At 65.8% G+C, this 22,874-nt stretch carries 22 protein-coding genes; 14 read left to right on the forward strand and 8 right to left on the reverse strand.

Annotated elements, in window-relative coordinates; translation table 11 throughout:
- Window positions 1-24 precede the first annotated feature (24 nt).
- From ribD to lon, 7 genes are all read left to right on the forward strand, one after another.
- Window positions 25-1,161 (forward strand): bifunctional diaminohydroxyphosphoribosylaminopyrimidine deaminase/5-amino-6-(5-phosphoribosylamino)uracil reductase RibD, encoded by a 1,137-nt coding sequence (ribD, locus tag HALZIN_RS0105985; protein ID WP_031383327.1) that lies wholly within the window; start codon window positions 25-27, stop codon window positions 1,159-1,161.
- A gap of 132 nt (window positions 1,162-1,293) precedes the next feature.
- Window positions 1,294-2,511, forward strand: coding sequence for a bifunctional 3,4-dihydroxy-2-butanone-4-phosphate synthase/GTP cyclohydrolase II (ribBA, locus tag HALZIN_RS0105990; protein ID WP_084173392.1), 1,218 nt, complete (start codon window positions 1,294-1,296; stop codon window positions 2,509-2,511).
- A gap of 41 nt (window positions 2,512-2,552) precedes the next feature.
- Entirely contained in the window at window positions 2,553-3,035 is a 483-nt protein-coding gene (ribH, locus tag HALZIN_RS0105995; RefSeq protein WP_031383329.1) for a 6,7-dimethyl-8-ribityllumazine synthase, read from the forward strand.
- Entirely contained in the window at window positions 3,032-3,532 is a 501-nt protein-coding gene (gene nusB, locus HALZIN_RS0106000; RefSeq protein WP_031383330.1) for a transcription antitermination factor NusB, read from the forward strand. Before ribH ends, nusB begins: the two co-directional genes overlap by 4 nt.
- A 13-nt stretch (window positions 3,533-3,545) precedes the next feature.
- Window positions 3,546-4,511: a thiamine-phosphate kinase gene (gene thiL / locus HALZIN_RS0106005; RefSeq protein WP_031383331.1), complete on the forward strand. Its 966-nt coding sequence runs from the start codon at window positions 3,546-3,548 to the stop codon at window positions 4,509-4,511.
- The gene (locus HALZIN_RS0106010; protein WP_031383332.1) at window positions 4,508-4,981 is read left to right on the forward strand and encodes a phosphatidylglycerophosphatase A family protein; all 474 of its coding nucleotides are present in this window, start codon (window positions 4,508-4,510) and stop codon (window positions 4,979-4,981) included. The genes thiL and HALZIN_RS0106010 overlap by 4 nt, the downstream gene beginning before the upstream one ends.
- Window positions 4,982-5,154: 173 nt before the next feature.
- Window positions 5,155-7,578 (forward strand): endopeptidase La, encoded by a 2,424-nt coding sequence (lon, locus tag HALZIN_RS0106020; protein WP_031383333.1) that lies wholly within the window; start codon window positions 5,155-5,157, stop codon window positions 7,576-7,578.
- A gap of 149 nt (window positions 7,579-7,727) precedes the next feature.
- On the opposite strand, the gene HALZIN_RS18050 is transcribed toward lon, so the two are convergent.
- Window positions 7,728-8,120, reverse strand: a complete 393-nt coding sequence (locus HALZIN_RS18050; protein WP_160171089.1) for a hypothetical protein — start codon at window positions 8,118-8,120, stop codon at window positions 7,728-7,730.
- A gap of 300 nt (window positions 8,121-8,420) precedes the next feature.
- Here HALZIN_RS18050 and ilvD point away from each other — a divergent pair, with 300 nt between their 5' ends.
- The 3 genes from ilvD (at window position 8,421) to HALZIN_RS0106045 (ending at window position 12,357) form a co-directional block, all read left to right on the forward strand.
- Window positions 8,421-10,265 (forward strand): dihydroxy-acid dehydratase, encoded by a 1,845-nt coding sequence (gene ilvD / locus HALZIN_RS0106030; RefSeq protein ID WP_031383334.1) that lies wholly within the window; start codon window positions 8,421-8,423, stop codon window positions 10,263-10,265.
- A gap of 429 nt (window positions 10,266-10,694) precedes the next feature.
- Entirely contained in the window at window positions 10,695-11,771 is a 1,077-nt protein-coding gene (locus HALZIN_RS0106040) for an oxidoreductase (RefSeq protein WP_031383335.1), read from the forward strand.
- Between the two features lie 247 nt (window positions 11,772-12,018).
- On the forward strand, window positions 12,019-12,357 hold the full coding sequence (locus tag HALZIN_RS0106045; protein WP_150113087.1) for a hypothetical protein: 339 nt from the start codon (window positions 12,019-12,021) through the stop codon (window positions 12,355-12,357).
- Window positions 12,358-12,453: 96 nt separating this feature from the next.
- Here HALZIN_RS0106045 and HALZIN_RS0106050 read toward each other — a convergent pair whose 3' ends face one another.
- From HALZIN_RS0106050 to nudE, 3 genes are all read right to left on the reverse strand, one after another.
- On the reverse strand, window positions 12,454-12,843 hold the full coding sequence (locus tag HALZIN_RS0106050) for a hypothetical protein (RefSeq protein ID WP_031383337.1): 390 nt from the start codon (window positions 12,841-12,843) through the stop codon (window positions 12,454-12,456).
- Between the two features lie 234 nt (window positions 12,844-13,077).
- Window positions 13,078-13,482, reverse strand: a complete 405-nt coding sequence (locus HALZIN_RS0106055) for a hypothetical protein (protein WP_160171090.1) — start codon at window positions 13,480-13,482, stop codon at window positions 13,078-13,080.
- A 207-nt stretch (window positions 13,483-13,689) separates the two neighbouring features.
- Window positions 13,690-14,268 carry an ADP compounds hydrolase NudE gene (nudE, locus tag HALZIN_RS0106060; protein ID WP_031383339.1) on the reverse strand — a complete coding sequence of 193 codons (579 nt, stop codon included), beginning with the start codon at window positions 14,266-14,268 and terminating at the stop codon, window positions 13,690-13,692.
- 70 nt (window positions 14,269-14,338) lie between these two features.
- Here nudE and yrfG point away from each other — a divergent pair, with 70 nt between their 5' ends.
- The 4 genes from yrfG to HALZIN_RS0106080 all read left to right on the forward strand — a co-directional run bounded on the left by yrfG (window position 14,339) and on the right by HALZIN_RS0106080 (window position 18,084).
- The gene (gene yrfG, locus HALZIN_RS0106065) at window positions 14,339-14,992 is read left to right on the forward strand and encodes a GMP/IMP nucleotidase (protein ID WP_031383340.1); all 654 of its coding nucleotides are present in this window, start codon (window positions 14,339-14,341) and stop codon (window positions 14,990-14,992) included.
- Between the two features lie 41 nt (window positions 14,993-15,033).
- On the forward strand, window positions 15,034-15,429 hold the full coding sequence (locus HALZIN_RS0106070; protein ID WP_031383341.1) for an RNA-binding S4 domain-containing protein: 396 nt from the start codon (window positions 15,034-15,036) through the stop codon (window positions 15,427-15,429).
- A 52-nt stretch (window positions 15,430-15,481) separates the two neighbouring features.
- On the forward strand, window positions 15,482-16,357 hold the full coding sequence (hslO, locus tag HALZIN_RS0106075; protein WP_031383342.1) for an Hsp33 family molecular chaperone HslO: 876 nt from the start codon (window positions 15,482-15,484) through the stop codon (window positions 16,355-16,357).
- Between the two features lie 146 nt (window positions 16,358-16,503).
- Window positions 16,504-18,084, forward strand: coding sequence for a phosphoenolpyruvate carboxykinase (locus tag HALZIN_RS0106080; protein ID WP_031383343.1), 1,581 nt, complete (start codon window positions 16,504-16,506; stop codon window positions 18,082-18,084).
- A 72-nt stretch (window positions 18,085-18,156) separates the two neighbouring features.
- On the opposite strand, the gene HALZIN_RS0106085 is transcribed toward HALZIN_RS0106080, so the two are convergent.
- From HALZIN_RS0106085 to HALZIN_RS0106100, 4 genes are read right to left on the reverse strand one after another with little or no spacing between them, the layout of a single operon-like run.
- The gene (locus HALZIN_RS0106085) at window positions 18,157-19,140 is read right to left on the reverse strand and encodes an NAD(P)-dependent oxidoreductase (protein WP_051907401.1); all 984 of its coding nucleotides are present in this window, start codon (window positions 19,138-19,140) and stop codon (window positions 18,157-18,159) included.
- A 25-nt stretch (window positions 19,141-19,165) separates the two neighbouring features.
- On the reverse strand, window positions 19,166-20,380 hold the full coding sequence (locus HALZIN_RS0106090; protein ID WP_051907402.1) for an MFS transporter: 1,215 nt from the start codon (window positions 20,378-20,380) through the stop codon (window positions 19,166-19,168).
- Between the two features lie 7 nt (window positions 20,381-20,387).
- On the reverse strand, window positions 20,388-22,028 hold the full coding sequence (locus HALZIN_RS0106095; RefSeq protein WP_031383346.1) for a thiamine pyrophosphate-binding protein: 1,641 nt from the start codon (window positions 22,026-22,028) through the stop codon (window positions 20,388-20,390).
- 36 nt (window positions 22,029-22,064) lie between these two features.
- Window positions 22,065-22,823, reverse strand: a complete 759-nt coding sequence (locus HALZIN_RS0106100; protein WP_201448180.1) for an SDR family NAD(P)-dependent oxidoreductase — start codon at window positions 22,821-22,823, stop codon at window positions 22,065-22,067.
- Window positions 22,824-22,874 lie beyond the last annotated feature (51 nt).

Genomic DNA, 22,874 nt, shown 5'->3' on the forward strand with positions numbered 1-22,874 from the left:
GATGTTCACTCTTCAGGGAATGACATGCCCAAGACGACTCCCGAATCCTGCATGGCCCGCGCGCTCAAGCTGGCGCGGCGCGGTCTTTACACCACCGATCCCAATCCGCGCGTCGGCTGCGTGCTGGTCAAGGGCGGGCGCATCGTCGGTGAAGGCTGGCACGTGCGCGCCGGCGAGCCGCATGCCGAGATCCACGCGCTGCGTGCGGCCGGCGAGGCGGCGCGCGGGGCGACTGCCTACGTGACGCTGGAGCCCTGCGCGCACCACGGCCGCACCGGGCCCTGCGCCGAGGCGCTGATCGAGGCCGGCGTGGCCAGGGTCGTGGCGGCAATGAGCGATCCCAACCCCGAGGTGAGTGGGCGCGGCCTGACGCTGCTGCGCGAGGCCGGCGCGGCGGTCGAGCTGGGCCTGCTGGAAAGCGAGGCACGGGCCCTGAACCCGGGGTTTATCGCGCGGATGAGTCGCGGCCGGCCGTTCGTGCGGCTGAAGATGGCGATGAGTCTCGATGCGCGCACCGCGATGGCCAGCGGCGAATCGCAGTGGATCACCGGTCCCGCGGCGCGGCGCGAGGTGCAGCGCCTGCGCGCGCGCTCGAGCGCGGTGATGACCGGTGTCGAATCGGCGATCTTCGACAACTCGCGGCTCACCGTGCGTGCCGATCAATTGGGCATCGAGGGCGAGCAGGGCGAGGCGATCGCCGCTCGCCAGCCGCTGCGGGTGATCGTCGACACGCGCTTGCGGCTGCCGCTGGCGGCGGCCTGCCTGAGCGAGCCGGGGCGTACGCTGATCGTCGCCTGCAGCCAGGACGCCGAGCGTCGTGCCGCCCTGGAAGCGGCCGGCGCCGAAGTGCTGATCATGCCCAGCGGGCGCGATGGACGCGTCGATCTGGCGGCGCTGCTCGATCATCTGGCTGCCCACGAGGCGTGCAACGAGGTCCTGCTGGAGACCGGGGCGACGCTAGCCGGGGCGATGCTCGACGCCGAGCTGATCGACGAGATGCAGTTGTTCGTCGCGGCCACGCTGCTGGGCGGCGAGGCGCGCCCGCTGTTCGCCATCCCCGGGCTCGAGCGCATGGCCCAGCAGCGCCCGTTGCTGATCGACGACATCCGCGCCGTCGGCCACGACTGGCGGATCATCGCCCGCCCGCAACGCGGCGTATGACGCTCCTCATGGGACTGGCGCGCGCGCCTGCAGACAGGTACCCTGACCGCCGACCTGACCCGGCGTAGCGACAAAGGCGCACGAAACAGTCGCCATTTGCCGACAACGCCGCTCGAAAAGACCGGAGATTCCATGGCGCTCTCTTCTTCACAGTCTGCTTCTTCACAGTCGGCTTCTTCACAGCCCGCCGACGATTCGACGTCCGCCCAGGGCCTGGCACGTATCGAAGCGCTGGTCGAAGACATTCGCCAGGGCAAGATGGTGATCCTCATGGACGATGAGGATCGCGAGAACGAAGGCGACATCATCATGGCCGCCGAAAAGGTCGAGGCCGAGCATATCAACTTCATGGCGCGCCATGCCCGCGGCCTGATCTGCCTGCCGATGACCCGCGAGCGCTGCGAGCGGCTCAACCTGCCGTTGATGGTGCGCGACAACGGCTCGGGCTTCGGCACCAAGTTCACGCTGTCGATCGAGGCCGCCGAGGGCGTTTCCACCGGCATCTCCGCCGCCGACCGGGCGCGCACCGTGCAGGCCGCGGTGGCGCGCGACGCCAGGCCCGCGGATATCGTCCAGCCCGGGCACATCTTCCCGCTGATGGCCGAGCCGGGCGGGGTGCTGCGCCGCGCCGGGCACACCGAAGCGGCCTGTGACCTGGCGGCGATGGCCGGTTTCGAGCCGAGCGGAGTGATCTGCGAGGTGATGAGCGACGACGGCAGCATGGCGCGGCGCCCAGAGCTGGAGCGCTTCGCCGCCGAGCACGGCCTGAAGATCGGCACCATCGCCGATCTGATCCACTACCGCATGCATACCGAGCAGACCATCGAGCATGTCGAGTCGCAGCCGGTCGAGACCGCCTTCGGCCCGATGACCCTGAATGTGTTCCACGACCGCATCCAAGGCGCCCACCATCTGGCGCTGGTCAAGGGCGAGCCGACGCCCGATGCGGCGACCACCGTGCGCGTGCACCTGGCCGACAGCCTGCGCGATCTGCTGACGCTGCAAAAGGCTGAGCGCAGCAACTGGACCGCCCATCACGCCCTGGCGAAGATCGCCGCGGCGGAGGCGGGGGTCTTCGTGCTGCTCGACGACGGCCGCGCCTCGCTCGACTTCAAGTCGCAGCTGGATATCTTCCTCGAGCGTCGCCGGGCGCCGCGCACCAGCGATTCCGATGGCGCCGGCAACTACCTGATGATCGGCACCGGCTCGCAGATCCTGCGTCAGCTGGGGGTCGGCAGGATGCGCCTGTTGAGTTCGCCGTGGAAGTTCTCCGCGCTGTCGGGTTTCGACCTGGAAGTGGTCGAGCGGCTGGATGCCGATTCCGCCGCTGCGGGCGAGCCGCTAGACTAAGCCCCTTTTTGTCAGGACCCTTTTTTTGCCAGGACAAGGCTATGCAACCGATTTCTCAAGTCGAAGGTTCCTTCACCGATGTCGACGCTCGCTACGTGATCGTCGTGGGGCGTTTCAACCACCACGTGGTCGACAGCCTGGTCGAGGGCGCCGTCGATAGCCTGGTGCGCCACGGTGTCGACGAGGACAATATCGATATCGTCCACGTCCCCGGCGCCTGGGAATTGCCGCTGGCCGTCAAGCGCGCGCTGCGTGTGGTCAAGCCCGACGCGGTGATCGCGCTGGGTACGGTGATCCGCGGCGGCACGCCGCATTTCGAGTATGTCGCCGGCGGCTGCAACAGCGCGCTGGGCGCCCTGCAGCTGGAATTCGAGACGCCGGTCGCCAACGGCGTGCTGACCGTCAATTCCATCGAGCAGGCCATCGAGCGCGCCGGCACCAAGGCTGGCAACAAGGGCGCCGAGGCGGCCATGGCGGCGATGGAAATGGTCTCGCTGATGAAGCGCTTCGGAGGCCAGGCATGAGTCGCCGCGAACAGCCCACGAGCAGTGCCCGCGAGGCACGTCACGCCGCCCGCGAACTGGCCGTCCAGGGCCTCTATCAGTGGCAGATGACCGGCAAGGCGGTGGCCAGCGTGGAAGTCGAGTTCCGCAGCCAGATCGCCGACGAGGATCTCGCCGATCACGAGAACTGGCGCAAGGTGATGGAGATCGCCGACCTGGCGCTGTTTCACGACCTGCTGCACAACGTGGCCCGCAACTGCGGCGAGCTGGACGCCGCCATCGCGCCGCTGCTCGATCGGCGCATCGAGGATCTCGACGCCATCGAGCTGGCGATCCTGCGTCTCGGCGCCTACGAGCTGTCGCATCGCCTCGAAGTGCCGTATCGCGCGGTGATCAACGAAGGCGTCGAGCTGGCCAAGTCGTTCGGCGCCACCGATGGCCACAAGTATGTCAACGGCATCCTCGACAAGCTCGCCGGGCGCTTGCGGATGACCGAGGTCAGCGCACGCCGTCGCTGACGTGCCCGTTGCCATGCTGAGCGAATTCGAGCTCATAGCCCGCTATTTCGCCGACCCCGCGCAGTCCACCGGGGCTGTCGGCTCCGGCGTCGTCCTGGGTCCCGGCGACGACTGCGCGGTGCTGGCACCGAGCCCCGGCAGCCAGCTGGCGGTCAGCGTCGACACCTCGCTGGTCGAGGTGCATTTTCCTGCCGCTGCGCCGGCCGTGGCGATCGGTCACCGGGCGTTGGCGGTGGCGCTTAGCGACCTGGCGGCGATGGGCGCGCGGGCGCGTTGGTGCGTGATGGCGATCAGCCTGCCCGAGGCCGACGACGCCTGGCTGGCCGGTTTCGCCGAGGGTTTCCATGCGTTGTGCCGGGTCTGCGGGGTGACCCTGGTCGGCGGCGACGTGACCCGCGGGCCGTTGAGCATCACGGTGACCGTGCACGGTGAGTTCCCCGCCGGGCAGGCGTTGACCCGCGGCGGCGGTAAAGCCGGCGACGTGCTGGTGGTGACCGGCGCGCTGGGTGGCGGCCGCGGCGGCCTGGAAGCCTGGTATGCCGGGGCGCGCGAGCTCGACGACCCGCTGCTGGCCGCCTATCTGCTGCCGCAGCCGCGGTTGGCGGCGGGCGAGGCGCTGCGCCAGCTGGCCCACAGCGCCATCGATATCTCCGATGGCCTGCTGGTGGATCTCGAACACCTGTGTAGTGCCGCCGGGCTGGGTGCCGAACTCGACGTCGCCGGCCTGCCGCTGAGCGCCGGCCTGGTGGCGCGGCTCGGCGAGGCGGGGGCGCACGAGGCGGCGCTGTGCGGCGGCGACGACTATGAGCTGCTGGTCAGCTTGCCGGCCGCCCGACTCGAAACCGCCCGGCAACGCCTCGCCGCTCTCGATGTACCGCTGACCGCCATCGGCCGCCTGCGCCGGGCACCGGGCATTGCCGGGGTCGATGCCGGGCTGTTGCGCAACGGCTGGCGACATTTTCCGGAGGGCGCGACATGAACCGAGCGCCCGCCAGCGTCTGGCGTCGACCGACGCACTTCTTCGCTTTCGGCCTGGGCAGCGGCGCCGTGCCGTTCGCTCCGGGCACCTTCGGTACCCTGGCGGCGATCCCTTTCTACTGGCTGCTGTCCGATCTCGAGCTGTCCTGGTATCTGGGGCTGACGCTGTTCGCCGGTCTGGTCGGCATCTGGCTGTGCGGCAAGACCTCGCGGGACCTGGGTGTCCACGACCATTCGGGGATCGTCTGGGACGAATTCGTCGGTTACTGGCTGACCATGGCCGCGGTGCCGTTCTCATGGGAGACGGCGCTATGGGGGTTCGTGGTGTTTCGGGTCTTCGACATCATCAAGCCCTGGCCGATTCGCTGGGTCGATCGGCGCATCGCCGGCGGTTTCGGCATCATGTTCGACGACGTGCTCGCCGGGGTCTACGCCTGGAGTACCATGCATCTGTGGTTCTGGCTGCACTGAACAAAGGATTGCTCACTCGGCCCGCTCACGCGCTGGTGCTGGCCGACGGCACGCTGCGCCTCAACGACCGCCCGCTGCCCGAATTATCCTTCTAAGCTTGAAGTTCACTGCCGATGCCCGCATTGCATGCAGCATGATGGTCGTCAATGACCCAGTGGATACGAAGGTGAACGATGAACGAAAATGATCAGGGACACGATCTCGACGTAGCGGAAATTCTCGGCGACGGCGCCGAACGACAGCAGCAGCAGGGCCACCACGGCGCCGTGGTGCCGACCAGCGAATACCTTCCCGAGCGCATCTACCTGCTGCCGATTCACAATCGACCCTTCTTCCCGGCTCAGGTCCAGCCGCTGGTTATCCAGCGCCAGCGCTGGCAGGAGACCATGCAGCGGGTCGCCAACACCAACCATCACGCGGTGGGCGTGGCCTACGTCGGCGACGCCGGCGGCGGGGAGCTCGAGCAGGACGATTTCCCCGAGATCGGCACCGCGGTCAAGGTCCACAAGATTCAGGGCGAGGATCAGCAGATCCAGTTCATCGCCCAGGGCATGCGGCGTTTTCGCATCGTGCGCTGGCTGTCGAAGAAGCCGCCGTACCTGGTCGAAGTCAGCTATCCCAAGGAGCCGATCAACGCCGAGGACGAGGAAGCGCGCGCCTACGCCATGGCGTTGATCAACGGCATCAAGGAGCTGTTGCCGATCAACCCGCTGTACGGCGAGGAGCTCAAGCACTATCTCAACCGCTTCAGCCCCCACGAACCGGGGCCGCTGACCGACTTCGCCGCGGCCATCACCTCGGCCAAGGGTGGCGAGCTGCAGGAGATTCTCGAGACCCTGCCGATCATGCCGCGCATGCAGAAGGTGCTGCCGCTGCTGCGCAAGGAGATCGAGGTCGCCCAGCTGCAGAGCGAGATCAGCGAGCAGGTCAATGCGCAGATGCAGGAGCGTCAGCGCGAGTTCTTCCTGCGCGAGCAGTTGAAAGTGATCCAGAAGGAACTGGGCATCTCCAAGGACGATCGCGAGAACGACGTCGACACCTTCCGCGCCCGGCTGGAGAATCTCGAGGTCCCCGAGCGGGTCATGTCGCGCATCGACGATGAGCTCGACAAGCTCTCGGTGCTCGAGACCGGCTCGCCGGAATACGGTACCACGCGCAACTACCTGGATTGGCTGACCGCGCTGCCGTGGGGCGTCACCTCCAACGACCAGCTCGACCTCAAGCACGCTCGCCAGGTGCTCGACCGCGACCACGACGGTCTCAACGACGTCAAGGAGCGCATCGTCGAGTTTCTCGCCGAGGGCACCTTCAAGGGTGACGTGGGCGGCTCGATTTTGATGCTGGTCGGCCCGCCGGGGGTCGGCAAGACCTCGGTGGGGCGCTCGATCGCCGATGCGCTGGGCCGCAAGTTCTACCGTTTTTCGGTGGGCGGCATGCGCGACGAGGCCGAAATCAAGGGCCACCGGCGCACCTATATTGGCGCCATGCCCGGCAAGCTGGTGCAGGCACTCAAGGAGGTCGAGGTCGAGAACCCGGTGATCATGCTCGACGAGGTCGACAAGATGGGCCAGTCCTTCCAGGGCGACCCGGCCTCGGCGCTGCTCGAGGTGCTCGATCCCGAGCAGAACGTCGATTTCCTCGATCACTACCTCGATGTGCGCCTGGATCTGTCCAAGGTGCTGTTCGTGTGCACCGCCAACCAGCTCGACACCATTCCACCGGCGCTGCTCGATCGCATGGAACAGCTGCGACTGTCCGGCTACATTGCCGAGGAGAAGGTGGAGATTGCCAGGAACCATCTCTGGCCACGGCTGCTCGCGCGGGACAAGATTCCCAGGAAACGCATCAACTTGACCAATGCGGCATTGCGTCAAGTGATCGAGGGCTACGCCCGCGAGGCCGGGGTGCGCCAGCTCGAGAAACAACTGCACCGCATCGTGCGCAAGGCGGCGGTCAAGCTGCTGGAAAACGATCAGCAGAGCGTCAAGGTGTCGGTCAACAACCTCGAGGAGTACCTGGGTGCGCCGATCTTCCGCAAGGAGCAGGTGCTCAAGGGCGTGGGCGTGGTCACCGGGCTGGCGTGGACGGCGATGGGCGGCGCCACGCTGCCCATCGAGGCGAGCAAGGTGCATGCGCTGACCCGCGGCATCAAGCTCACCGGCAAGCTCGGCGAGGTGATGCAGGAGTCGGCGAACATCGCCTACAGCTATGCGCTGGGTCATCTGGGTGACTACGGCGCCGACCCGGACTTCTTCAACGAGGCGTTCATCCACCTGCACGTGCCCGAGGGCGCCACGCCCAAGGATGGCCCGTCGGCGGGAGTGACCATGACCACCGCACTATTGTCGCTGGCCAGAAACGAGAGCGTCGACCGGGCGCTGGCGATGACCGGCGAGCTAACGCTGACCGGCCAGGTACTGCCGGTGGGCGGCATCCGCGAGAAGATCATCGCCGCCCGGCGCAGCGACATCTTCGAGGCGATCCTGCCCGAGGCCAACCGCCGCGACTACGATGAGCTGCCCGACTTTCTCAAGGCGGGCATGACGGTACATTTTGCCAGGCACTACAAGGATGTCGCGAAGGCGGTTTTCGCCTGACGCTCCGAGCTAGAATCCTAGAATTCTAGAATCCGTAGGCTGCAATCGGTAATGCGCGGAAAGCGATGGATGGCTGATAGGATGGATGGCTGATAGAAAGCGTGGAGCAACCGGCCGAGCGGCCCGAAGGCCGCTCGGAACGGGTTGGTTTACTGGCTGCTGCCGCCGTTCATGCCGCCGCCGTTCATGCTGTCGTCGGTCATGCCGCCGCCGTTCATGCTGTCGCCGTTCATGCCGCCGCCGTTCATGCTGTCGCCGTTCATGCTGTCGCCGTTCATGCCGGTTCCGCTATCGCTGCCCGTACTGTTGGAGCCTGAGCCCGAAGTTCCGGTGCCCATATCATCGGGGCATTGGCCGTTACTGTCCTTCATAGCGTCTGAGCATTCCTGTGACATGCCGCCGCTACCCGACTGGCTCATGCCCTCTGTGGAGGTGCCGGTGGGTTCATTGGCGAGTGCGCTCCCTGCGGTCAGCAGTCCCGTCAGCAATAAAGACGCTGCAAAGGCGTGCAGTTTGGTCGCTTTCTTGGTTGCAGATTCCATGAACAACTCCTTGATCCGTAGAAATCTTGCCAGGTAGGGCAAGTCTTCGGGCGCGGATGGCCCTTCGACTGACGCTATTTCCCGTCGCGTCATTTTTCACCATAGTTCCACCCCTCGCCGTGCGCCATGAAAATCTGCGATGTCCCGGCCCGCTGGTTTCGGCTGGGGAGACATGACAGAATCGACAGCCCACCTGGAAACAACTGCAGACCATCCGGCCCCACCCTGTCGGGGCTCGACGGGCCGCTGTCAGCGATTGACCGGCTACGGTAGAAGATGGCTAGCCAAGACGAGGATCGCATGCCCGAGTATCGCTCACGCACCACCACCGCCGGCCGCAACATGGCCGGCGCCCGCGCCCTGTGGCGCGCCACCGGGATGAACGACGAGGACTTCCACAAGCCGATCGTCGCCGTCGCCAACTCCTTCACCCAGTTCGTGCCCGGCCACGTCCATCTCAAGGACATGGGCCAACTGGTGGCCCGGGAGATCGAGAAGGCCGGCGGGGTGGCCAAGGAATTCAACACCATCGCCGTCGACGACGGCATCGCCATGGGCCACGACGGCATGCTCTATTCGCTGCCGAGCCGCGACATCATCGCCGACAGCGTCGAGTACATGGTCAATGCCCACTGTGCCGATGCGCTGGTGTGCATCTCCAACTGCGACAAGATCACCCCGGGGATGCTGATGGCGGCGATGCGCCTCAACGTGCCGACGATCTTCGTCTCCGGCGGGCCGATGGAGGCGGGTAAGACGAAACTGCTCGATCACGGCCTGGACCTGGTCGATGCGATGGTGATGGCGGCCGACGACAGCGTCGACGACGCCACGCTCGACGAGGTCGAGCGCAGCGCCTGCCCGACCTGCGGCAGCTGCTCGGGGATGTTCACCGCCAACTCGATGAACTGCCTGACCGAGGCGCTGGGCCTGGCGCTGCCCGGCAACGGCACTATGCTGGCGACCCACAGCGACCGCCGGCGGCTGTTCGAGACCGCCGGCGAGCGCATCGTCGAGCTGGCCAAGCGCTATTACGAGAATGACGAGGCGCACCTGCTGCCGCGCGCCATCGGTTCCAGGGACGCCTTCAAGAACGCCATGACGCTCGACATCGCCATGGGCGGCTCGACCAACACCATCCTGCACTTGCTGGCGGCGGCCCAGGAGGCCGAGGTCGACTTCACCCTGGCCGACATCGACCGGCTTTCCCGCGAGGTGCCGCAGTTGTGCAAGCTGGCGCCCAACACCCAGCAGTACCACATCGAGGATTGCCATCGTGCCGGCGGCATCATGGGGATTCTCGGCGAGCTCGACCGCGCCGGGGTGCTCAACACCGCGGTGCCCACGGTCTACGGCGACAGCCTGGCCGAGGCGCTGGACAGCTGGGACATCATGCGCAACCCGACGCCCGCGGTAGTCGAGTTCTTCAAGGCCGGCCCCGGCGGCGTGCGCACCCAGCAGGCCTTCTCGCAGTCGGCGCGCTGGCCGAGCCTCGACGGCAACCGGGCCAGCGGCTGCATTCGCGATCTCGCCCATGCCTTCTCCCGCGAAGGCGGGCTGGCGGTGCTCTACGGCAACATCGCCGAAAACGGCTGCGTGGTGAAGACCGCCGGTGTCGACGACTCGATTCTGGTATTCGAGGGTCCGGCGCACGTAGTCGAGTCCCAGGATCAGGCGGTCGAGCATGTGCTCGAAGGCAAGGTCAAGGCGGGTGAGGTGGTAATCATCCGCTACGAAGGCCCGAAGGGCGGGCCGGGCATGCAGGAGATGCTCTATCCGACCTCGTATCTCAAGTCCAAGGGGCTGGGCAAGGTCTGCGCGCTGCTGACCGACGGACGCTTCTCGGGCGGCACCTCGGGGCTGTCGATCGGCCATGTCTCGCCCGAGGCGGCGGCGGGCGGGGCGATCGGCCTGGTCGAAAGTGGCGACGTGATTCGCATCGACATTCCCCAGCGGACCATCGACGTGCAGCTGCCTGCCGGGGAGCTGGCGCGACGCCGCGAGGCGATGGAGGCGCGCGGCAACGAAGCCTGGAAACCGGTCATCCAGCGCGTGCGCAAGGTATCCGCGGCACTCAAGGCCTACGCCTTGCTTGCGACTTCGGCCGACCGCGGCGCAGTGCGCGATCTCTCCAAGCTCGACTGAGTGGCCGCTGCGTGATTTATGACGTTCTTGATTTACAGAATAAGACCCGCGGCGCAGGCCGCGGGTCCTGGAATTTCGAATTGCTGATCGTCGCCGTGCCCTGTATCACTGACTGAGTACCCCCGACTGGCCACAACGACAGTCATTACGCGGCCTGAGGTATACCCTCGGCGGCTTCGTTCTCGAGCGCTTCGAGCTGGCATTCGATGACATACCATACGTTCAGCAATTCCAGACTTTCTTCGCAACAGCACATTGTCGCTATCTCCCGGGCCGAGTGGATAAAACATGCACCGCTCACTTACAGTGGGTTGTAAGAAGTATGGCTGCTTAGACCAAGGTCGACATGACATTTTCTTGAACGTTTTTTGATGGTCAACGTGCTCTTTTTGTATAAGCACGCTGGCCTGTATGGACAAGGAGGAAGCAATGAGGGAGTCGTTCAACGTCGGTCTGGTGGGTTACGGGTTTTCCAGTCAAACGTTCCATGTGCCGCTGATTCGCGCAACCCCGGGGCTCGAACTGGTGGCTGTCTCGTCGAGCGATGCCGCCAAGGTGCATGCCGGGCTGCCCGATGTCGCGGTGGAGGTCAGCCCGCACGCGTTGTTCGCGCGCAGCGATATCGATCTGGTGGTGATTCCCACGCCCAACGAGACCCACTATCCGCTGGCCAAGGCAGCGCTCGCTGCCGGCAAGAACGTGGTGGTCGACAAACCTTTTACCATCACCTTGAGCGAGGGGCGCCAGCTCAAGAGCCAGGCCGAGAACGCCGGTAAATTGCTGTCGGTGTTCCATAATCGGCGCTGGGACAGCGACTTCATGACTGTGCGTGAGCTGCTCGAGGCCGGCACGTTGGGAAGAGTGGTGCACTTCGAGTCGCATTTCGACCGCTTTCGTCCCGAGGTACGCCAGCGCTGGCGCGAACAAGCCAAGCCGGGGGCCGGGATCTGGTACGACCTGGGACCGCATCTGCTCGATCAGGTGCGCGCGCTGTTCGGCATGCCCCAGACGATCCTGCTCGACCTCGTCCAGCGTCGGGATGACGCCCAGATCGACGACGATTTCCATGCCTTGCTCGATTACGGCAATTGTCGTGTTGTCCTGCATGCGGCGACGCTGGTGGCGTCCGAGTCGCCACGGTTCGCGATCCACGGCACCGCCGGCAGTTATGTCAAGTATGGACTCGACCCGCAGGAGGATCGTCTGAAAGCCGGCGAGACACCGGCACCACAGTGGGGCGAGGATCCACGCAACGGCACCCTGACCCTGCGTGACGGCGAGGGGGAGGGGGCGCCATTGATTAGCCGCGAGCAACCGACTCGACCGGGCGACTATCTGGCCTATTACGCCGCTATCCGCGCTGCGCTGCGCGGCCAGGCCAGCAACCCCGTGCCGCTCGACGAGGCGTTGGCGGTCATGCAGCTTATCGAGGCGGGGTTGGACAGCTCGCGTCAGCAGCGCTGGGTGCGCATCAAGGAAAGCGGCCTCAACAAGCTGCGCGGATAGCGGCGGCTGCGAGGCTTGGCCTCGCCCGAATCCTTTCATGAGGGCCCCGGCAACCGTCGGGGTTCTTTGCGTTTGCGGGCCCGGTTGTGCGCAGGCTGTGATTGTCGGCTTGGTTTTGGCAGGCGTAGCTATTAGTCAGCTACTAAAGTTGTAGTGCAATAATTAGTCTGCTATCATGTTTTGCATCGACGAGGCGCCACGAACGCCGAGTCCGATGGCCTTTCGGCCAAGTATCTTTCAAAAGGAGATGAGCAACATGAAAAGCGTAAAGAGCCTGCCCCTGACTTCTCTGCTGCTGGCCTCGGCACTGGTATTTTCCGGCGCCGCACTGGCCCAAACAAGCAGCAGCCTGGCACCCGATCACGGCCTTGATCGTGGTCATCAGGTTCCGCCGGCATACCCGGCCCGGGATGTCCGCAACACGTCGATCAACCTGGATAGTCAATCGGCGGTCGTCGAGCGCAGCGTGAGCCTGGTGCCCGATGGCGGCGTCGATGCCAGGCAGCACCAGGCACCGAGCGAAGCGCAAGTAGATACCCGTACCGCCTACAATGTCAGCCCGCTGGTAAGCGATGCCGGTGTATAACGACTGATAGAATTGCCACCGGTCGCGCGCTTGCGGTGACCGTGCAACGAACAGACCTCGGCCAAGGCCGAGGTCTGTTCGTAGGGGTGAGTGCGTTCAAGGACTATTGGAATCGATGTGATCGTCTTCGGCATCGACGCCGCTGTCGTCGACCAGCGGCTCGCTGGAATAGGAGGTCCAGTCAGTCGAGTTGCCGGATTGGGCCATGCCGTTGGCTCGCTCCTCTTGGGCATCGACGCCGTTGGCCGGCGCCAGCGTTTCTGCACCGCTGTTGGTGTCATTCATCATATCCGCGTCTTGCATGTCTTCCATGCCGTTGGTGGACATGGGCTGCGATGCATCGGGCTGGACCTGATGGCCGGAGTCGACGCCGCTATCCGGGGCCAGTTCCGAGGTCTGCTGGGCGAAGGCAAGCGTGGAAACGCTCAGCAATGCGGCCAGCAGCACCGTTGTCGCTACGGGTGCGAAGCGTTTGAAATTCTGCATGTTCACTCTCCTTACCTAGTGTGTCCCAGGGGCCCGGCGTATGTCGTGTGCGTGCGCCCAGGGTGTCCATGGCCGGACATCGATGAATACGTTGGCCGACCCAGGATGGATTCAGCGAATGCGATAAAAATCGTTCGTGTAAAGGTACAGGCTGCGGTAGGTGATTATCGATAGCGGCACGTTTACAAAAAACCCCGGCCGGAGCCGGGGTCGTGTCATACCGAGAACGAGGGGTTATGGCGTATCGCCGTCATTGCGATCTTCACGGGTATCGACGCCCTTGTCCTCGACGAGTTCCTCGTCCTGATAGGAGGTCTGGTCGCCGTCGTTGGCGCCGGTTTCGGAATCGCGATCCTCGATGGCATCGACGCCGTCATCCGACGCCAATTCATCTTCTTCGCGCATGGTAGCGTTTTCGGCGTTGTTGATATCGGATGATTCCGTGCTCTTTTCGGGCTTCTGCGGTGGCACGTTATGGCCTTCGACCCCCGCATCGACACCACTGTCCGGAGCGACATCCGAAGATTCCTGAGCCAGCGCGGCGGCCGAAAAAGCCAGCAGCGATGTCAACAGGGCGGAACCCAGAGTCAATGATAGTCCTTTCACATTTTTCATGGTCATACCTCCTTGCATGGTCATTCCCTGTTTGCGGGTGAAGCGTCTCTCTTTCAACCCGCCTGAAACAGGTTTGCTATCAAGCGTTAACCTGTACAGAAGCTAGACGCCTGAAGCTGGCCTGTAAAGAATTCGGGTTGCTGTTGCTTTCCCTTCTGGCGGCTACTTCACCCTTCAAGTCACTGCCAAGTTAGTCAATGAACGATTGCATTTCAAACGATGATCATGCCATTACCACCAGGACTCGCTCTGGCGTTCGGTGCGCAGTTTCTCGCGGGCGATGAACAGCGCGGCGATGGCCCGAGCTTCGTGAAAGTCCTCGCGGGCAAGCAGCGCGGGCAACGCATCGATGGCGTGCGTCTCAACCACCAGCGGTTCGGGTTCGTCGCCGGGCAGACGCTTCTCGTACAGATCGGTGGCGAGCATCACCTGCATGCGGTGGTTCATGTAGTTGGGCGCCAACGACAGTTCGACCAGCGGCTCGATGCGTCGCGCGCCCATGCCGCATTCCTCCATGAGTTCGCGGTTGGCGGCGGTGATGATGTCCTCGCCGGGGTCGACCAGGCCCTTGGGCAGGGTCAGCGCATAGTCGTCGAAACCGGCGGCATACTCGTGGATGAGCAGCACATGATCGGGGTCGGGCATGGCGACGATCATCACCGCGCCGCTGCCGCTGCCCTTGAGGCGCTCGAAGGTCCGCTCGGCGCCGTTGGCAAAGCGCAATTCGAGGCTTTCGATGGTGAACAGGCGACTGCGCGCGATCTCCTCGCGGCCGAGGACCTGGGGTTTGTGGAGCGATATTGGCGGCATGGCGGGCGTATCCGTACAATGAAGCTGATCGTGTTCGTCTCTTTTACCACTGCCCCGGAGCCCCTGGCCAATGCTTGATTGGCGCGATATCGACACCGTGCTGCTGGACATGGACGGCACGCTGCTCGACCTGCACTTCGACAGCCACTTCTGGCTCGAGCACCTGCCGCGACGTTACGTCGAGCTGCATCATCTCGACCAGGCGACCCAGGACATCCTGCGCGACCGGATCATTCGCGAGCAGGGCACGCTCAACTGGTACAGCCTGGCCTACTGGCGCCAGGAACTGGGCGTCGATATCGTGGCGCTCAAGCGCGAAGTGCAGCACCTGATCGGCCTGCGCAGCGACGCGCTGGATTTCCTGACCTGGCTCAAGCAGCAGCACCCGCGGGTGGTGCTGGCGACCAACGCCGATCGCGAGAGTCTGGCGCTCAAGCTGCCGCTGACCGGTCTCGAGCAGTACCTGGACGCGATCGTCTCGTCGGCCGATGTCGGCGTGCCCAAGGAGCGTCAGGAGTTCTGGTTCGCGCTGCAGGAGATCGAGCCGTTCGATCCGCAGCGCACGCTGTTCATCGACGACAACCCGGCGGTCCTGGAGAGCGCCCGGGAGTTCGGCATTCGCCACCTGCTGGGCATCAAGCAGCCCGACAGCCAGCGACCCGAGCGCGAACTCGAGGCATTTATCGTCCTCGATCGCTTCGCGACCTTGTTACCCAGCGCCTGAATCGCCATTTACCTATTCTCTAACAGGCTATGTAACGGGCTATGCAACAGGTACGCATCGACAAGTGGCTGTGGGCGGCGCGTTTCTTCAAGACGCGCGGCCTGGCCAAGCAAGCCATCGAGGGCGGCAAGGTCCAGTACAACGGCGCCCGGGTGAAGACCAGCAAGATGGTCGAGCCGGGGGCGCTGATCAAGGTGCCTCAAGGCTGGGATTACTGGGAGGTCGAGGTACTGGCGGTCAGCGACCAGCGCCGCGGCGCCCCCGAGGCCCGCGAGCTCTACCGCGAAACCGCCGACAGCCTGGCCCGCCGCGAGCGCGAGACCGAGAATCGCCGGCTCGCCAATCAGGCGATGCGTGCGCCGCCCGGACGCCCCGACAAGCGCGAACGTCGCAACATTCAGCGTTTCCAGCGCCAGCGCCCCGTCGAAGACGACTAACCCGCCGTTCCTTTCATGTTCTTGTTCCCGACTCCGAGTGACGACGACAGCGATGACCGACCAGATCCAGCGATTCCTTTTCGATGACACCAATGTGCGCGGCGAGGTCGCCGGCCTCGAGCGCGCCTACGCCGAAGTGCTCGAGCGCCACGCCTATCCACCGGCAGTGACGCGGCACCTGGGCGAGATGCTCGCCGCCGTGGCGTTGCTCACCGAGACCGTCAAGCTCGACGGCACGCTGAGCGTCGAGGTCCGCGGCGAGGGCGCCTTGAGCCTGCTGATGGCCGAATCGAATCCCGGCGGTGAATTGCGCGCGATCGCCCGGCTCGACGAAGACGCAGCGTTGCCGGCCGACGATGCCGACTTCCACGCGCTGGTCGGCGAGGGGCGTATCGTGATCACCCTCGATCCGCGCGAGGGCAATCGCTATCAGGGCATCGTGGCGATCGAGGAGTCTTCGCTGGCCGGCTGCCTGGAGGCCTACTTCGCGCGCTCCGAGCAGCTTGCCACGCGGCTGTGGCTGGCGGCCGACGGCCAGCATGCGGCGGGGCTGCTGCTGCAGCAGCTTCCCGACGATCGAAACAGCCGCGACCCGGACGCCTGGGAGCGCACGGTGCATCTGGCCAGTACCGTCAAGCCCGAGGAATTGCTGCAGCTCGGTCAACGCGAATTGCTGCACCGGCTGTATCACGAAGAGACCGTGCGCGTGTTCGATCCCAAGCCGTTGCGGTTTGCCTGCAACTGCTCACGCCAGCGCATCGCCCAGGCACTGCTCAATCTGGGCGCCGAGGAGCTGCGCGGGATTCTCGACGAGCAGCAGGCCATCGATACCCAATGCCATTTCTGCCATACCCGCCATCACTTCTCGGCGGCGGAGATCGAGTCGCTGATCGAATCGCCGGACGCCGGGACGCCGACCTTGCACTGATGCGGCGCGGCGTGACGAAGGGGGGCTTTTTGCCATACTGTTTCAGTCTGTGTGCCGGCGAGAGGCGGCAAACGCCCACGACGGTATTCAGTGAAGCACTTTGGCTAACGAGAGAGAACCGGCCCCCGGCCCAGGACCCATTACCCATGACAAGCAACCAAGCTGCGCCCCGGACATCCAAGGAACAGCGCACCCGACGCCATCTCAACCTGAACGCCGCCGAACTCATCGAACGCGCCATCGTCCGCGGCGAAGGGCGGTTGGCGGACAACGGCGCGCTGGTTGTCGAGACCGGGGCGCGCACCGGACGTTCCCCGAGCGATCGCTTCATCGTCGACGAGCCCTCCACCGCCGAGCTGATCGACTGGGGCAAGGTCAACCAGCCGTTCGACGCCGAGCGTTTCGATGCGCTGTGGGAGCGCGTCGAGGACTACCTGGCGGAAGGCGAGAATTACACCGCCGAGCTGCACGTCGGCGCCGATCCCGAGCATTACCTGCCGATTCGCGTGACCACCGAAACCGCCTGGCACTGCCTGTTCGCCCGCACCCTGTTCGTCCGCCCCGAGGCGTTCAACCCCAAGGGCAAGCACGAATGGACGATTCTCAATGCGCCGCACTTCACCTGTGAACCAGAGCGCGACGGGACCCGCTCGGAAGGCGCGGTGATCCTCAACTTCGCCCGGCGCCGGGTGCTGATCGCCGGGATGCGCTACGCCGGCGAGATGAAGAAGGCGATGTTCTCGGTGCAGAACTTCCTGCTGCCCGAAAAGGACGTATTGCCCATGCACTGCAGCGCCAACGTCGGCGAGGATGGCGAGACGACGCTGTTCTTCGGTCTCTCCGGGACCGGCAAGACCACGCTGTCCGCCGACCCCGCGCGCTATCTGATCGGCGACGACGAGCACGGCTGGGGCGAGGGCACGGTATTCAACATCGAGGGTGGCTGCTACGCCAAATGCATCGATCTTTCCGAGCGCAACGAGCCGCTCATCTGGCAGGCGATTCGCTTCGGCACGGTGCTCGAGAACGTGGTGCTCGACGCGTGCCGCCATCCCGACTATGCCGACGACAGCCTGACCCAGAATTCGCGGGCTGCCTATCCGCTCGAGCATATCGCGAAGCGGGTCGCCGCCAATCGCGCCGGCGAGCCCAACGCCATCATCTTTCTCACCTGCGACATGAGCGGCGTGCTGCCGCCGGTATCGATCCTCTCCAGGGAAGCGGCGGCCTATCACTTCCTGTCGGGCTATACGGCCAAGGTCGGCTCCACCGAAATGGGCTCGTCGGCCGGTCTCGAGGCGACCTTCTCGACCTGTTTCGGCGCGCCGTTCTTCCCGCGTCCGGCCCGCGAGTACGCCGATCTGCTGATCAAGCGTCTCGAGGGCTTCGGCTCGCGCGTCTATCTGGTCAATACCGGCTGGACCGGCGGCAGCCACGGCCAGGGCGGCAGCCGCTTCAGCATCCCCACCACCCGGGCGGTGATCGGCGCGATTCAGTCCGGCGCGCTCAAGAAGGCCGAGACCCGCATGATCGACGGACTCAACCTGGCGGTGCCGACCCGCGTGCCGGGGGTCGATTCGCAACTGCTCGACCCGCGCCAGACCTGGGACGACAAGGAAGCCTACGATGTCCAGCGTCGGGAGCTGGTGGCCAAGTTCGTCGCCAACTTCGCGAAGTTCGAGGGCATCGACGAGGCGATCGTCGCGGCGGGGCCGACGCTCGACTGAGCGTGCAAGCGGTGAACTGCGGACCCGCCTCGCGATCGAAACAGGGAGCGCATGACCAACATGGGGATCTGGTCAGCCATCGACCAGGTGCAGCGGCCGACCGGAGACGAAAGCGCGGATGTTGGCGCCGGCATCGGTCAGGAAGCGTTCGTAGGTACCGCGGGTCGTCCAGCCCATGTGCGGGGTGATCAGCACATCTTCGCGCGACAGCAGCGGATGGCCGGCGGGCAGCGGCTCGGGGTCGGTGACGTCCAGTGCGGCGCCCCGCAGGCGTCCGGCCTGCAGGGCGCCGAGCAGGGCGTGCTGGTCGAGCAGCGCCCCGCGTGCGGTGTTGACGAGCAGCGCCCCGGGGCGGATCGCGGCAATGCGATTTGCATCGAGGAACCCACGGGTCTCGGGGGTCAGGCGCAGATGCAGGCTGACCACGTCGACGGCCTCGAGCAGCGCCTCGACGCTGGGCATGGCCTCGACGCCCAACTGCCGGGCCTGGGCCGGCTCCAGCGAACGGCCCCAGGCCTTGATCCGCATGCCCAGCGCCTGGGCGCGCGGGGCGACGGCCCGGGCGATCGCCCCGAAGCCGACCAGGCCGAGCGTTTGACCGCTCGCCTCGCGGCCCAACTGGCTCGCCCAGTCACCGGCCGCGACGTGGCGACTGCCGGCGACGATGCGATGGTCGAAGGCCAGCATCAGACCGATGACCAGCTCGGCCACGGCATCGACCGACCCGCCCGGGGTGGTGGCGATGGCGATGCCGCGCTGGCGCACCCGCGGTACGTCGACGTGGTTGAGGCCGGTGCCCGTCTGTGCCACCAGTTCGAGTTCCGGGGCGGCCTCGAGGAAGCGCTGGTCGATCGCCGAGCGTTCGCGCAGGGTGACCACGATACGGGCCTGGCGCAGCGCACTCTGTAACGCCGGGCCCTCCAGACGCCGACGATGGACGGTGAGGGGAAAATCGCGCTGTAACGCAGCGACCGCCGGCGACCGGGCGCAGACGTCGTCGAAGTCGTCGAGGATCACGATCGGCCAGTCGGGGTGCCGGGGAGCGTGCTGGGTCATTCGGTTCTCCTTCGTCGGGTGGGCATTACGCGGCTTCGCGCTCGGCGCGGTCGAAGCCGGGGGCCAGGCGGATCACCACTGTCAGCAGACAAAGCAGTATCGCGCCGCAGAGCAAAAAGGCCAGCGTGAATCCCAGCCATTCGGCGATGAACCCCAGCAGCAGGGGCGCCAGGACCTGGGCGCCACGATTGCCCATCAGCCGCATACCCAACGCGCTGGCGCGCTGCTCGGCGGAGACGTGCTCGGCCAGCACCACCATCGACAACGGTTGCGAGATGCCGGATCCCAGCCCGACCAGCACGGCGTAGAAGGCTAGCAAGCCGATGCTATCGGTGGCGCCGGTCCACATCATGCCCAGGGCGACGGCCGCCACCGAAGCGATCATCGTCCGGGAGCGGCCACCCAGGGCTTGAATGACACCGGGCATGAACGGACGGATCAGCATCGCACACAGCGCGCGCAGGCTGATCAGCACACCGATCGCGGTCGCCGACAGAGCGATGCTCTCGAGGTAGACGGGGAGAAAGACGGCATGGGCGGCGAGGGCGAAGAGGACCGCGACGGTCACCGCGATCGACATCTTGACGCCGATATTGGCGCGCAGTAATGAAGCCTGGGCGCGATAGCCGAGCAAGGCCCGGGGCGCCACGTGGCCCTTGCGCGAGTCGCCGACGAACAGCAGCGAGGTGGTCACGGCGATCAGCGGTAGCGTGCCGATCACCATGATCACGCTGGCCATCGGCTGGGTATCGATCAGCCGCCCGGCGAGCAACGGTCCGATGAGTTGGCCCCCAGACAGGCACATGGTGTACCAGCCGAAATAGCGCTCGAGCTGTCGTCCGCGTCCCAGCGAGGCGACGATCGACTGCGCCGCGATCACCATCACCACATGCGCTATGCCGATCACCAACTGAGTGGCGAGCAGGCCGACGAGACCCGGAACCGCTAGCGTCAGCCAGGGCCCGGCGAACATGCCGCAGGCGCCCAGCAGGGTGACCTTCTGGGCGCCGACGCGAGTTACCACGCCGCCGAGGGGAATCGCCAACAGCAGCGGCAACAGGTAGGGCGCCGAGAGCACCAGCCCGACCATCGCCGGGCTGGCGCCCATGTCCAGCGCGCGCAATGGCACCGCCAGCAGCAGCATGGTCTGGGCGACGAAGACGCTGGTCAGGCCGATGCATACCAGCACCAGGTTGCGGATCGCCGCGGCGTCGGGCTTGCCGGTCGGAGCTTCTGGCATGCCGGCTTCAGGCCTTGAAGAGCACGGGAGCCAGGTGATCCTGGTCGATCATCACGTCGACCACCGCCGGGCCTTCGGCGGCAAAGGCGCGCTGCATGGCGGCCTCGAGATCGCCGGGTCGGGTCACCGTCTCGCCGTGCGCGCCGAACACCCGGGCCAGTTCGCCGAAGTCCGGGTTGCGGTAGTCGACCGCGAAGTGCCGGCCGCCGTAATGGGCATTCTGGAAGGCACGTTCGTTGCCCAGCCCCTGGTCATTGAAGACCACCGCGACCAGCTTGATCTTCTCGCGCACGGCGGTTTCCAGCTCGCCGATATTGCACATGAAGCCCATGTCGCCCTGGACCGCCAGCACCGGCACGTCGGGGCGGGCCAGCGCCGCGCCGATGGCAGTGGGAAAGCCGGCGCCCACCGCGGCCCAGTTGTCGATGAATTGGTAGGTGTCCGGGGCGTGACTGACGAAGTGCATGCGCGCATGCTTGCCGGCATTGCCGGCGTCGACCACCATGATCCCGCCCTTGGGCAGGGTGCGGCGCAACACGTCGGCGACGAACGGCGGCTGGATGGGCTCGGCCTCGGCGTCGATCAGCCCCTGGCGCTGGGCTTCCCACTGCGCGACTTCCGCACCGACGTCGAGCCACGCCCAGCGGCGCTCGGCGAGGCGCAGGGTGAGCCCGGCGAGCAGGCTCGGCGTCGCGCCGACGGCGGCCACGTCGACCGGGAATACCGTGCCGATGGGGTCGTCGCTGGCCGCGTGATGGATCAAGGTGGCGTCGGCCTGGATCAGGCCGTGCTTGAAGGTCGTCGAGAACAGATCCATGCGCGCGCCCACGGCGAGCACCAGGTCGGCTTGCTTGACGGCACGGTTGGCGCTTTCCCAGCCGTTGCGGCCCAGCGGCCCCAGCGCCAGCGGATGCGCCGTGGGGAACGCATCGGGGCTGAACTGCAGCGGTGCGACCGGAATGCCGTGACGCTCGGCGAAGGCGATGAGCGCGTCGCTGGACCGCTCGCGGAGCACTCCGCCGCCGGCCAGGATCACCGGGCGCTCGGCGCGTGCGAGCCGCGCGACGATCTCGTCGAGCACGCCGGCGTCCACGCTGGGCAGCGTGGTGGCGCGGTATTGCGCCGGCTGCCACGCCTCCTGCTCGACCTCCTGCAGATAGATGTCCGACGGCGCCTCGAGGTGCACCGGGCCGGGCGGTTCGCTCAGCGCCACGCGGAACGCCTTGCGCAACGCCTCCTGGGCCTTTTCGGGGTCACTGATCGAATAGGCCCATTTGGTAATGGGCTTGAAGAAACTGATCTGATCCATCTCCTGGCTGGCGTCCTTCTCGCGCAGCCAGGCCTCCTGCAGGCCATTGATGCCGATGATCGGTACGTTGCCGCGAAAGGCCGCACCGAACGGTGTCGCCATGTTGGTGACGCCGGGGCCCTCGGTGGCGGTCACCACCGCCGGGCGCTGTCCGGCTCGGGCATAGCCGTAAGCCATGAAAGCCGCGCCCTGTTCATGGCGGGTGAGGATGAAACGGATGTCCGGCGTGTCGCGCAGCACGTCGAGTAGCGGCAGGTTCTGGGTGCCGGGAATGCCGAAGATATGGGTGATGCCTTCGCGGCGAAGGCCTTCGATCAGGGTGTGGGCAACCGAGGGCATGGCAAGCTCCTGACTTTGTTGTTCGGATCGAGACGATCAGACGACGGGACTGCGGCCACCGTCGACGTTGAGGCTGGCGCCGGTCACGTACGAAGCGCAGGGCGAGACCAGAAAGGCGATGCAATTGGCGACTTCGCTGGCGTCACCCAGGCGTCCCAGCGGAATCGCCTGGCTCTGCCTGGTCGAGTATTCATCCCAGCTCAGCTCGGGGGCTTCGCGTTGCCAGCGGCGTTCCACCTGGGCCGAGCGGACCCGGCCGATGCACACCGTGTTGACACGCACCCCCGCGTTGCCCAGCTCGTTGGCCAGCGACTTGGTCAGGGCGATGCCGGCGGCGCGGGTAGCCGAGGTGGGCAGCGAATTGGCCGGCGCCGCCTTGCCGGCGACCGTGGTGATGTTGACGATCGCCGCGGCGGCGGAAACCTTCAGATAGGGCAGGGCCGCCCGCGTGCAGCGAATCGCGCCCATCAGCTTGAGGTCGAAGTCGGCCTGCCAGAGGGCGTCGTCGGACTCCAGGAAGGGGCCGGAGGCGCTGCTGCCGGCATTGTTGATCAGAATGTCCAGCTCGCCATGGGCGTCGATGGCGGCCTGCACGGCCCGCGCCGGAGCCTCCGCGGTGGCCATGTCCGCCGAGACGATGACCGGGGGGTGACCGCCGAGCGCCTCGATCTCGCGGGCGGCGCTTCGCAGCGTCGCTTCGCGGCGAGCGGCGAGTACCACGCGCGCGCCCTCGGCGGCCAGCACCCGCGCCGTGGCCAGGCCGATGCCTTCGCTGCCACCGGTAATCAGAGCCACCTTATTGCTTATATCAAGATTCATCGCGACGCCCCAATGTTGTCAGTGTTG

The organism is Halomonas zincidurans B6, assembly GCF_000731955.1.
Taxonomy (GTDB): Bacteria; Pseudomonadota; Gammaproteobacteria; order Pseudomonadales; family Halomonadaceae; genus Modicisalibacter; species Modicisalibacter zincidurans.